Origin of the sequence: Spongiactinospora rosea (assembly GCF_003315795.1) — a bacterium.
Lineage (GTDB): Bacteria > Actinomycetota > Actinomycetes > Streptosporangiales > Streptosporangiaceae > Spongiactinospora > Spongiactinospora rosea.
Genome location: NZ_QMEY01000045.1, coordinates 24,150 through 35,964, shown reverse-complemented (window position 1 = coordinate 35,964; position 11,815 = coordinate 24,150). Strand labels below are relative to the sequence as shown.

At 66.5% G+C, this 11,815-nt stretch carries 10 protein-coding genes; 7 read left to right on the top strand and 3 right to left on the bottom strand.

Annotated elements, in window-relative coordinates; translation table 11 throughout:
- The first annotated feature begins 674 nt into the window (after nt 1-674).
- The 3 genes from ltrA to DP939_RS43870 all read left to right on the top strand — a co-directional run bounded on the left by ltrA (nt 675) and on the right by DP939_RS43870 (nt 4,289).
- A complete protein-coding gene (gene ltrA, locus DP939_RS43880; protein ID WP_113986775.1) occupies nt 675-2,444 on the top strand; it encodes a group II intron reverse transcriptase/maturase in 1,770 nt (589 codons plus the stop codon).
- 175 nt (nt 2,445-2,619) lie between these two features.
- A complete protein-coding gene (locus tag DP939_RS43875; protein ID WP_158579001.1) occupies nt 2,620-3,132 on the top strand; it encodes an SPASM domain-containing protein in 513 nt (170 codons plus the stop codon).
- On the top strand, nt 3,129-4,289 hold the full coding sequence (locus tag DP939_RS43870; RefSeq protein WP_225878925.1) for a methyltransferase domain-containing protein: 1,161 nt from the start codon (nt 3,129-3,131) through the stop codon (nt 4,287-4,289). Before DP939_RS43875 ends, DP939_RS43870 begins: the two co-directional genes overlap by 4 nt.
- 65 nt (nt 4,290-4,354) lie before the next feature.
- Here the strand turns inward: DP939_RS43870 and DP939_RS43865 are convergent, their stop codons facing one another.
- Nucleotides 4,355-4,822: a pyridoxamine 5'-phosphate oxidase family protein gene (locus tag DP939_RS43865; RefSeq protein WP_199565822.1), complete on the bottom strand. Its 468-nt coding sequence runs from the start codon at nt 4,820-4,822 to the stop codon at nt 4,355-4,357.
- On the bottom strand, nt 4,819-6,165 hold the full coding sequence (locus DP939_RS45795) for a hypothetical protein (protein WP_147268395.1): 1,347 nt from the start codon (nt 6,163-6,165) through the stop codon (nt 4,819-4,821). Before DP939_RS45795 ends, DP939_RS43865 begins: the two co-directional genes overlap by 4 nt.
- Nucleotides 6,166-6,532: 367 nt before the next feature.
- On the opposite strand from DP939_RS45795, the gene DP939_RS43860 reads away from it, so the two are divergent.
- The 4 genes from DP939_RS43860 to DP939_RS46600 all read left to right on the top strand — a co-directional run bounded on the left by DP939_RS43860 (nt 6,533) and on the right by DP939_RS46600 (nt 9,322).
- Nucleotides 6,533-6,868: a hypothetical protein gene (locus DP939_RS43860; RefSeq protein ID WP_147268394.1), complete on the top strand. Its 336-nt coding sequence runs from the start codon at nt 6,533-6,535 to the stop codon at nt 6,866-6,868.
- The gene (locus DP939_RS43855; protein WP_113986771.1) at nt 6,852-7,151 is read left to right on the top strand and encodes a hypothetical protein; all 300 of its coding nucleotides are present in this window, start codon (nt 6,852-6,854) and stop codon (nt 7,149-7,151) included. Before DP939_RS43860 ends, DP939_RS43855 begins: the two co-directional genes overlap by 17 nt.
- Nucleotides 7,152-7,806: 655 nt before the next feature.
- Nucleotides 7,807-8,709, top strand: coding sequence for a phosphotransferase family protein (locus DP939_RS43850; RefSeq protein WP_113986770.1), 903 nt, complete (start codon nt 7,807-7,809; stop codon nt 8,707-8,709).
- A 460-nt stretch (nt 8,710-9,169) separates the two neighbouring features.
- The gene (locus tag DP939_RS46600) at nt 9,170-9,322 is read left to right on the top strand and encodes a hypothetical protein (protein WP_158579000.1); all 153 of its coding nucleotides are present in this window, start codon (nt 9,170-9,172) and stop codon (nt 9,320-9,322) included.
- 791 nt (nt 9,323-10,113) lie between these two features.
- On the opposite strand, the gene DP939_RS43845 is transcribed toward DP939_RS46600, so the two are convergent.
- Complete coding sequence (locus DP939_RS43845) at nt 10,114-11,658, bottom strand: glycoside hydrolase family 10 protein (RefSeq protein ID WP_113986777.1); 1,545 nt, start codon at nt 11,656-11,658, stop codon at nt 10,114-10,116.
- Between the last annotated feature and the right edge of the window lie 157 nt (nt 11,659-11,815).

The following is an 11,815-nucleotide window of genomic DNA, read 5'->3' as shown; positions in this document are numbered from 1 at the left end:
TGTGCGGCCTGATGGTTCTCGCCGCCTGCGTTCTCCGCGCCAGAGGAAAGTGGAGAATCCCGCTCAGTGGTCATAAAGGGCGGGCCCCCGAGGGAGCGCGCATAGCCGGTAACGGCTTTGTGTGGAGCCTCCCGAAAAGAAGTCCCAAGAATGCCCGGTGCCATCGGGCGCAACAGGACAAGGGGGAGACCCGAAGGACGAACGCAAGTGAATCTCTGAAGAGGTCTCGACAGTGGCAAGCCGCGTCAATGGTGAAGAGTCGGCGGCGGAGGACTAGGGGATGCAAAGCCCCATGCGGCGGCGGTGGACAGTAGCCCACTACCGCGAGATCACCGCAGTCCCGGGATATAGGAGACGTCCTAACGGGTCGCAACAGGAGCGAGAGCAACAGGAAAACCCCGTAGAGGTCCAAGACGGATGCGTCCTGGTAAGCCAAGGGTAACCAAGGCCCAAGCCCGCTGCGGGAGAAGGAAGACCCGAGAAGCGAATGCCACCAGAGCGAAAGCTCAGGGGAAAGCGCGGGCGCCGACACCTCTGTCGCCGCGTATAACCCAGTGGATACCGAACCAAGTGCTCGGACCCGAAAGGGTGCCCACGCGGGTCTGGTGGGTCTTTGAAGTAGAAACTGCAAACCGCCTGAATCAGGGTCGGAATTAGATACGGAGGGGGAAAGCATGAACAGCGATAGCTTAGGATTGCCCTCCCCCAAAGGGAACGAAGACCTGAACGACGCGCAGTACTGGCACAATATCGACTGGGCCAAGGCTGAACGAACCGTACGGCGGCTACGACAGAGAATCTTCAAAGCTACGCAGGAAGGGGACCTGAAGAAGGTCCGGAATCTCCAAAAGCTCATGCTGCGATCTCAAGCGAATGCTCTCACGAGTGTCCGACGCGTTACGCAGCGGAGTATGGGACGGCGCACCCCCGGTGTAGACGGGGACGTCCGGCTGACAGCGAGCGACCGGGGAAGACTGGCCAGGACACTGGCCACGACCCCCGGCTGTAAGCGTCGGCCCGTGCGCCGCGTGCACATCCCGAAGGCCAATGGGAAGGTCCGGCCGCTCGGTATTCCCACCATCAGGGACCGGGTGGACCAGGCCAGAGTGAAGAATGCTCTGGAGCCGGAATGGGAGGCCCGCTTCGAGGGCAAGAGCTTCGGTTTCAGGCCCGGCAGAAGCTGTCACGATGCGGTCGCGGTGATCTTCAAGAACACCGTACAAAAAGGGTCCCAAAGGCTCTGGGCCCTGGACGCCGACCTGTCATCTGCCTTCGACCGGATCAACCATGAGCGCCTGACGGACGCCATCGGAAATTTCCCGGCTGCCCGGGAGATCAGAGGATGGCTCAAGGCTGGTGTCATGGAGGGCGGCCGATTCGCCCCCACCGACGAGGGTGCGCCCCAAGGCGGAGTGATCAGCCCTCTACTCCTGAACATCATCCTGCACGGCATGGGACAAGCCGCTGGCGACGATCCGAACCTCACCCCAAGACAGAGGTATCTGAGAGGGACACCGGCACTTATTCGATATGCCGACGACTTCGTGGTGCTCTGCACCACAAAGCAAGGCGCACACGAGGCGAAGCAGAAGCTGGCCGCATGGCTGGAACCAAGAGGCCTGTCCTTCAACGAGGAAAAGACGAAAATCGTTCACCTCGAAGAAGGATTCGACTTCCTTGGATTCAACATTCGGCGCTACAAAGGCAAGCTGCTCACCCGGCCGAGTGTCAACGCGGTGAAAAGCGTCAAGGGGAGGATCAAGGCTATCACCAAGGATATGGCGACAGCCAGGACCGTAGACGTCACTCGACGTCTCAACCCTTTGATCAAGGGATGGGCTACCTACTACAGAGGCGCGGCCGCATCCAGCACATTCAGTTCTCTGGACAACTGGATGCACAAGCGGATGTATAGATGGTCAAAGCGACGGCATGCCAACAAGTCTTCCGAGTGGATCAAACGGAAGTACTTCGGCCGTTTTAGCAAATCCCGCACGGACCGATGGGTCTTCGGAGACGAAGACACCGGTAAGTACCTGGACAAGTTCAGTTGGACCCGAATCCAGCGCCATCGACAAGTCCGGTTGGACGCCTCGAAGGATGATCCGGCGCTGCTTGACTACTGGGCCGAGCGGACTCGCAAAAGACCGCACCCCCAAGCCGACGGGAGGACGAATGTGTACCTCGCGGCCAGGCAAAAGGGTCTATGTCCGCTCTGCGGACTGGACTTGATCGAAGGCGTGGGCTATGAGCCGGACTCCGTTCGTAGCTGGGCGGAATGGTTCGTGGCAAACGCCAGGACGATCAACAGGCACCATCTGATCTACCGGCGCCAAGGTGGCACAGATGACAGGTCCAATCTCGTGCTCATCCACGCTGCGTGCCACCGGCAGCACCATGCAGCCGACCACCAGCCTGGACCAAGGAGAATTCCCAATGTATAGCTCTTGCGACCTGCTTGAGCCGGGTGCGGTGAGAGTCGCACGCCCGGTTCTGAGGGGGCCCCTGCATCCGAGAGGAGCAGGGGCTACCCGACACAGCGACGTTCCCGCCGAGCACGACAAGATCACCGGCCGCCAGGGCAGTCACGCCCGCACCCGCGCCGCCATAATCGAAGCGGTGCACCGCGGCATACCGCTCAAGGTCGGCATTGTGGACTGCGGACCCGGCCAGCGCGCCCAACAGGCCCGCGAGGAGCTGATCAGGCTGGGCGTTCCCCACGTCGAGGCTCCCGACCGGATTCGCGGCGTCGGCCGCGCCACCGTCGCGACGGGTGTGCGATCGAGCGTGAAGGAGTTGTGCGGCCAATGCGGCAACGGCCGCGCCGCCATCTCCTGGGACGGCGAGGTCCGTATGTGCGTCCTGTCCAGGTTCCTGTCCTCTGCGGGAAACGTCCGCACCACCCCGCTGGCCGAGATCCTCGGCGGTGCGGCCTGGTACGCGCTGCTCGCGCAGGTGCCCCGCCCGATCCGGTCGGAGGACGACGACGACGAGGACTGCACGCCGCTCAAGAAGTGCAAGCCGAACCTGGACGGTGGAGATTGCAAACCGGCTGAGACCCCCTACGAGGGCAACGCGCTCATCCGGCGGCAGGTCCCCTCCCGGCTCCGTTCGATGGGTGGCGGGCAGTGAGCGACGTCAGCGGATACTTCCTCATGGACTGGAAGCACCACGCGCAGGCCCTGGCCGCGGTCGCCACTCCGCCCGGATCCAGGTGGCGCGACCCGATCGCGTCGATCCCACGTCACACGTTCGTCCCTCGCTGGTGGGGCGGCGGCGACGATTGGGAACTCCGCATCGGCGAGTCCGACCACGACAGATGGCTGAGGACCGCCTACAGCAACCGCACTCTCGTGACCCGGGTCGGAGCCCTGCACGCCGATCACGCCGAACCGGGCACGGTTCCGTCCGGGCTGCCCACCTCCTCGGCCACCCTGCCGGGGCTGGTGGCCCAGATGTACCGGCATGCTTCGATCGACGACCGCTGCACAGTGCTGGACGTCGGCACAGGCAGCGGCTATGGCACCGCCGTGCTGTGCGCACGACTCGGCTCCGGCCGTGTCACCGCGATCGACGTGGACCCGTACCTGAACAGCGCGGCCGAAGACCGGCTGGAAGAGATCGGTTACCACCCGCGGCTCATCGCCGGTGACGCCACCAGTCCGCTCGACGGCCAGTGGCACCGCATCGTCGCCATGGTGTCGGTCGCCACCGTCCCGGCCTCCTGGCTGGAAGCCCTGCATGTCGGCGGTCGGCTGGCCACCACTCTGGCCAGCATGAGCCTGATCCTCACCGCCGAGAAACAGGAGGACGGCGGCGCGGCCGGCCGGATCGAACGTGACCGGGCCATGTTCATGAACACCCGGACCGGCCCCGACTACCCGTTGCGCGACCATGCTCTACTCAAACGCGCCCGCGTCGAGGATGGCGAGGACGTCCGGGTCGGCCGCTATCCGTTCGTCCTGGAAGTGATCGAGGCGTGGGACGTCCGAACGATGCTGGAGATCATCGCCCCGGGCATCCGGCACCACTACTCGGATACGAGCAGCGCCCGCATCGCGGTCATGACCCACCAGGACGGGTCGTGGTCCCGTGCCGAGGAACGCGACGGTGTGGTGACCGTCCACCAGGGCGGGCCGCGCCGCCTGTGGGACTACCTGGACCAGGTGCGGGACCACTGGATCCGGGACGGCGAACTCCCGTTCCTGGGGGCACGGGCGACCATCAACCCGGAGGGTGCCATAACTCTGCGTCGGGGCCGCTGGACGGCGACCATCGGCTCGGGATGACCGCCACCCCTAATGGGCAGCAGGTACGGCTGGACACACCCGAGCTCATGATCGGGTAGCGGAGTCTATTCGGCTGTGATGGATTGTCGGGGATTCCCGGGCGCGGGGAAGTGTTCTTCATCGAACAGCACCCACGCGTCCACAGCGACCTCATAGAGCCGGGTGGCACCGCCGGTGGCCATCGCCTCAAAAGCCGCCGCAGCGGCAGGCCACCGCGCGATGAATGCCTGAATCTCGTCCTCCACGCCTTGAACGGGCAGTTCTCTGGCTCGTCCATGGAAGGAGACCCCTTGGACGACCTGCCCGAGCGCGTCCAGTGGAATGGCGACGATCGCGCCCGCGACCTGTGGGTTGGCGGCGATGGCGCGGCTGTGCTCTCGGTCGTGACGAGAGATCCACCGAAGGCGGTCGGGGCGAAACTCGGGCTGGTACCACACCGTACAGACCTGTGGCGATCCGGCTTCATTGACGGTCGCCACCTGCATGACCTTGCCGCTGGCGACGTACTGTTCCAGCAGCTCTCGTGGCGTCACGAGTCGGCCGCCGAAGCTACGGGCAATACGCCGACCGCGGGCACTCGAAATGCCTGTAGACGTTCCCGCCATTCTTGGACAGCACCGCGTTCTTCATCGCCCAACAGTGTGTCGAATCTCCGTGCGCGCCAGACGACGGCCACGCCGGGATAGGTGTGCGGGTCTTCTATCGTGGTCATGGCCAGGCGGCACGCCTCCTCTTTTTCTCCGGCGCGCACCAACGCCGCGGCGTGCTCAAAGCGGACAAGCGCCGGCTCTGTCGTGTCGGTCATGTCGTAACGGGCGAGTGAGCGACCGGCCGCAGCAGCGGCATTGTCCGCGTCCCCAAGGACGCCATAGCCGTACGCTTCGTACAGATCCTTCTTCTCCGGGAGGAAGCTGAAGATTCCAGGCCGGGGCGACGCCGCCGATGGACAGCGTTCCAGCGTCTCTTGCGATGCGTTGATGGCCTGCTCGAACATGTGGCGTTGCCCGAGATCGGCGTGGGCTTTCGCAGCGAACGCCCAAAGCCAAGCGATAGCGGCGGTGGGCGTCGGAGATCCTTCGAGGCGGGGCATCACATTGGCCAGCACGGCCTGCGGGTCATGGGAGTAGGTGGGAAGGTAGGTTGACCCGGCGAGCGCGATGTCGGCCAGGTAGCGGTCACCGGCTTCCTCGGCTGCACGTCCCGCCGCGGCATACCAATTCCCCGCCAGTGAAAACTGGTTCAGGTTGAAAAGGATCTCCCCGACCACCGTGGCCAGTTTGGCGCTGGTGCGGGCGAGTTCCTGCTGTACCGCTGTGGGCTGACGGCTGCGGAGCAGGTCGTGGACGCTGTTCAACTGGATGAGCGTGTCTTGCAGCAGGGTCGCCGGGGGAAGCTTGACGACCTGCTCGCCGAGCTGGTCGGCTGCGCGGCGCAAGACTGCGAGCCGGGAAGGGCCCACGGTGGCGCTGTCCAAGGTTTGCCATAGCTCGTTCGGGCCCTTCGCCAAGGCGGCCGCGACACCACCGACAAGGGCGTGTCCGCCCAGGCGGAATATGTCTCTGCGGTTCGTGGGGTCCTCCTCTTCCTGCCCTTCTGGCAGCTCCAGAGTGGCATGTTCCGCTCGTAGTAAATCGGCCGTTTTGTATTGGGGAAACATGTGCTCCAGAACGCGGCACCGTGCGGGATCGGGGAGTGTCTTGACGCGGCCTCCTAGCCAGCGCCGGTATTGCTCGGCGCTGGGCGCCGTCCCGATCAGGTTTCGGTCGCCTATCTCCCTGACCGCTTTGTTATATGCGATGGCGAATGCACTGTATGACTGGATGTGCCGTTTCGCCAGTAGCGCTTTGAGCAAGGTGGGCTGCACTGGTGTTGACATCGGACTCCTCCGGCACATCGGTGGGGAGCGACATGTGTGTGGTGCTCACACTCTAGAGACCCTGCCCCTGCCATGGGGGGCGTATGTGACCCGCGGGACGCCGTGACCGCACATGACCGCGCATGACCGCCAGGCGACCTATTGATGACCGCCGAATTCCCTTACCTTCGAGGCCCGGCACCACCCTTCGCGTCGATACCATTACAGTCCGCTCGGAGCACAAATTGGTCAATGATGGCGACAAACGGGCGAGAATCATATTCCTACCGAACAAGGCACCAAGTACGGCGCTGACTTATCACGAGCGCCCGCGCGACAGAACCTGCTTTTCGCTCGATCCGAAAACCGGCCCCATGGAGTGCGGCCGATGAGTCCGTTCATGCCTTCCTTCCAGGCGGTGTGCGGGCCGGACGATCCGACACGCGTACTCGCCCGGCAGCTCGCCGCAGCGCTCAGCGCACTCGGGCTCCGCAACGTGGGCGTCATCAACGACCACGGAGAGGTCCTGGTATCGCTGTGCCATGGCCTGGTCGCCACCGTCTGCGACGGCCAGATCCAGTGGCGTCGCCCGCGCCGCGGCCGGGCGGGTGTCCCATTGTTCACCTGGCGCACGACAGCGGCAGGTGCCGCGGCGGCCCTGGCCGCTGACCATGCCCTTCTGAACCCCAAGCCCGGGGAGGAGCGGCATGACGCTCCTCTCTGAACACGCGACCGCCATCCCACTGCCGGCATGTCCTCTACTGCTGGTCTGGGCGGTCGAGGCCGGTGATCGCGGCGCGAGCGGTGTGACCGGCGACCTGGCCGTGGCCGAGCGGCAGATGCTGACCGCCCTCGGCGGCTTCGCCGAGGGCCGGGGCCGCGTGCGGTCCGCGCGGATGTCGTCCGTTGGCGTTCTCTACACCTACGGCGAGACGCTGGTCACCGCACGTCGTAAGGGCGGCATGACCGAGATCGTGCCGGAGGCTGCGTGGGTGATCATGCCCTGAGCAGGCGCGGTCGCTGCCGCGCCATCCCACGGGGATCGCAGGAGTCCCCGGGCGGGCCGGACTGGTGGCCCCGGCCCGCCCGCGCCCCCACATGGAACCGACCTGGGAACCCCCCGTCCCGTCCGGGGAGACGGGTCCGGTAGGCACGGTCGTCGCTCCTCGGGATCAGGTACGCCAACGGCCCACTCGACCCACGGCGTAGCGCACGCCCCTGGCTACTGCCTGGAAATATGCGGCAGGGCCATCACATGATCGGGTACGGCGGCGTGGCGAGGGAGAGCAGCGCGTCGCCGTGCCGTACGGCGGGCCATCGATGGCCCGCCGGGCGCGGGTGGGGGCGAGGTGTCCCCCCTGCCCGCGCCATCCAGACCAACCAGAATGCGCGGCTGCCCCACCCCCGGGGGCATGCCGCGCCGCACAGGGATCCGCTGGCCCCTGTGCCCGCGCGGGCGGGCGGCCCACCACGCCCAGACGCGCCGCCCGCTCGCGCACTCCTCGGCGAGGCGTCCAGTGGACGCGCTGCCCTCGGCCAGCGCGTCCACCTCGCCTCCTGGTTCGCCTGGACTCGGCCCCGACCTGCAAAAGCGAGGGGAGTGTCGCAGGGGCCGCCGCCAAGAAAAGCCCGAACCGAAACCACCGGAAAAGAAGCAGGCCTATGGGAATCCAATGGGAGCAACTGCCGCAGTCGCTCCGTGACGACGTGGAGATGCATCTCGGCGTGGTCATCAAGGCCGCGGCTCCGGCTCGCGGGCACACGGCAGGCGCAGGAGTCCGGCTGCTGCACGAGAACCGTAGGAGCACCTGGCTCAAGGCGTGCCCCACAGGTCACCCCATCGCCCGCATCTACGAACGCGAACGCCGGATCGGCCTGATCCTGCCCGTCGCGGTACCCGCTCCGAGGATGCAATGGTCGAGCACCGCGCATGGGTGGATCGCGATGGCCCACACGTTCATCGATGGGCGGACGGCGGACCTGTCGCCCGGCTCGCCGGACGTGCCGAAGGCCCTGAAGACCGTCGCGAGCCTGGGCGACCTGCTCACGCCCTGCCCACCTGGCGCGCCCCCGCTGTTGGGCCACGTCCGCAACCTCGTCGGCAAGGCGCACTCCTTGCTGGATGATCTCGACACCATGCGCAGCACCGACCGGGCGATATACACCGAAGTCCTCGACGGATTCGACCCCGGCACGCTGACCGGCACGACGCTGCTGCACTTCACGCTGTACCCCGGCGTGCTCCGCATGGTCGGTCCGAACGCCACCGGCCCTGCCACGCTCATCCTCGACTGGGGCTTCGCCTGCCAGGGCCCGGCATGGGTGGAGCCGGTGATGTTCGCCCCCTGGCTGATCTGCGCGGGTCACTCCCCCCAGCGCACTGAATCCATGCTCACCGACCTCGCAGTGTGGCAGTCCGCGCCGGACGATCAGGTGACCAGAATGATCGCGCTATGGACCCTGCTCCACCGCTACAAGGCCGCAGTAGGGCCGACGTCCGCCCGCGCCGCACACGAACACGCGGCCCGCGCCGGCCGGGCGTGGCTCGGACACCGAATCTCTTGACGCCGACACCTTCATTCCCCATGCGGCAAGGCGGCCGTCCTCGCCCACGATGGGCGCACCGCCGAATTCATGAGCATCCAGGGCCATGTTGAGCACTACCACCGACCCGCCCCTCACACTGCCGCTATTGAGACCCGCGGCGAGGTCTCGCGCGCTTCCCGGCGTGCGCCCGCCGAGGTCCACCCGGAGTCGTCATGACAGTATGCGCTGCTCCCTATCGTCCCCAGCCCAGCGACCGCCTCGCCACCTGCCGTCACTGCAACCGACCGATATTCGGGATCTACGTGATCTACGGCTACAACTGGCGGCTCGCGGGCACGGACCGGTACGGCAACCCGATACCGATCCTGAGCGAGGACACCTGCCTGCCGGGTCCAGGCCACCCTCTGGTGATCTCGCTCGCACATGAGCCGCCCGAAGATCAGCCCCTTCGGCGCGGCGATGGTGGTCGTACCTGTACATGTCCGGATCCGTGAGGTCGCGGCTCGGCGAAGTGGAGATCAACCAGTGCGGCGCGCCCCCTCTTATGCTCGGCGAGCAGGCCAGAGCGGGAAGGCTCCGCATGACGGTCGGCAGTTCAGCGATGGTGTCGAGTGCTGAGTACGGCGAGTGACCAAAGACACGGCGACGGTAGAAGGGCCTGTTGCACACGAACTACGACCGGAACGCCCAGCGTACGAGCAACGTCAACGTGGGGCGAAGCCCGAGATCGGAAGAACCTCTGAGAGACAGCGAGGGCAACGCCCTTCGGGCACGCGAAGCAGCGCCCCAGCCGGAAGCCAAGGGGCAGCGCCTGGAGGGCGGCGGGTAATAGCGGTCCATTGGCCGACGACGTGGTCGTCTGGAAGGGCACCTTAGAGTCGGCGCTCGGTACGGTGATCGGCCACGACGCATGCGAAACATCGGGCACAGGACGCAACCGGGCACGGCGCGGCGGTGGAACCGACACTCGCCCTATAAGAACCAGGGCCTGGACACACGGCACACGAGCAACCCCGACGTCGGGCGGAGCCCGACACCAGAAGAACGTCCGAGCGACAGCGAGGGCCACACCCTTCAGACGCGCGAAGCGGCGCCCTGCGGCAGGCTGGGACAACACCCGAAAACCGATGGAGGAATGACGGCTCCCTGATCAACGGCGTGGTGGGCTGGGAATGGCCCCATTAAGCCGGTGCTCGGTACGGCGATCCCCCACGACACACGCGAAACGCAAGGCACCAGAGCGCAACCCGGCACAACGCGGTGGCTCTAGCGAGCCCCGCCGTACAAGAACAAGGGCCAGAACATACGGCACGCGAGACGCACCGACGTCGGGCGGAGCCCGACACCAGGAAAGCGTCCGAGCGACAGCGAGGGCCACGCCCTTCAGGCCCTCAAGGTCTTCGGACCCTTTAAAGAATGTGGTCAGTGGGGGCGGCGGCCGGAGGAGAGGGGGCTTTGGCGGTTGGCCGCGTCGAGGGCGGTGACGTGGTAGGTGGCGCCACGGACCTTTGCCGGGTCGGTCCAGGTGGCCGACTTCGCGCCCGGGACGACCGCCACCAGGTCGCGGCCCGTGCGCGGGTCGGGGCTGCCCGAGGTGACCCGGTAGATCGCGCACAGGCGTGGGGTCTCGCCCCCCGTCGTGTGGAAGCGCAGCTCGGTGCCCGCCGAGGTGCGGCGGGCGTGGGTGAGGATCGGGCGGCGGGGGGAACGGCCGGAGGCGAGGCGGGGCAGCAGGGGCGGCAGTGCCGGGGACGCGTAGTGGTCGGCGACGACCTTGGTGATCGAGCCGATCCGGTCGGCGCGGACGTCGGCCGCGTTGTACCAGATGTCGCCGCCGATGGCCGGGAGCCCCCGGTTGAGGGTGAGGTGGGAGGACAACTCGCCCGGCTCGAACCACGGCGCGGGCTGCCCGCTCGCCGCGACCTTGTAGGCGGCCTGGCCGATCCACAACTGCACCCCGGTGCCCGCCGCCACATCGGCCCACCAGGGCGCGAGCTTGGCGTAGTCGGCGACGGTGAAGCCGATGTTCCAGTAGATCTGCGGCGCGATGTAGTCGAGCAGGCCCTTCTTCACCCAGCCCCGGGTGTCGGCGTGCAGGTTGTCGTAGGACTGGCTGCCGTTGGTGTCGGAGCCGAGCGGGTCGGTGCCCTTGTTGCGCCAGATGCCGGACGGGCTGATCCCCCACGCGACCTCGGGTTTGGCCGCCCGTACCCGCTGCTGCATCTCGCGCACCAGCCGATCGACGTTGTCGCGCCGCCAGGCGGCGAGGTCGGGGAACCCCGAGCCGTACTTCGCGAAGGCCGCGCTGTCGTCGAACGCCGCGGTGTTGACCGGGTAGAAGTAGTCGTCAAAGTGGAGGCCGTCGAGGTCGTAGCGGGTGACCGCGTCCATCATGGCGTCCTGCACGAAGGCGCGGACCTCGGGCAGGCCCGGGTTGTAGTAGAGCCGCCCGCCGTAGGCGACGATCCACTCGGGGTGCCGCCTGCCGGGGTGGTCGGGGTGCAGCTTGGCCAGGTCGCCCTGCATCGACACCCGGTAGGGGTTGAACCACCCGTGGAAGGCGAGCCCGCGCTTGTGCGCCTCGGCCACCGCGAAGCCGAGCGGGTCATAGCCGGGGTCTTTGCCCTGCGTGCCGGTGAGGTATTCCGACCACGGCTCGTGCGGCGACGGCCAGAAGGCGTCGGCGGCCGGCCTGATCTGGACGAACACCGAGTTGAGCTTGCGCGCCACGGCCAGGTCGAGCCAGGACCGGAACTCGGCGCGCTGCTGGTCGGGACTCAGGCCCGGCTTGGAGGGCCAGTTGATGTTGAGCACCGACGCGATCCACATGCCGCGCATCTGCCGGAGCGGCGCCGCGGCGGGCGCGATCATCGGCACGGCCGCCTCCGAAGGCTGGGCGAACAACGACGCGAGCGGTCCCGCCGCGGCTGAGGCCGCGAGGCCGCGCAGCAGGACTCGGCGATCCATGGCCATGGCCTGGCTCCTTGGGGTCAAGCGGGGGTCGAACCGGGGGCAGGGGACAAAAGTGCTCTTAGCGGAAGATGACAGAAATTTCCCAAGGAATCAATGCACTGAAGAAAATCGTCAACAATCACTCTTCGCATCGGCAAGCTTACCATAAGCC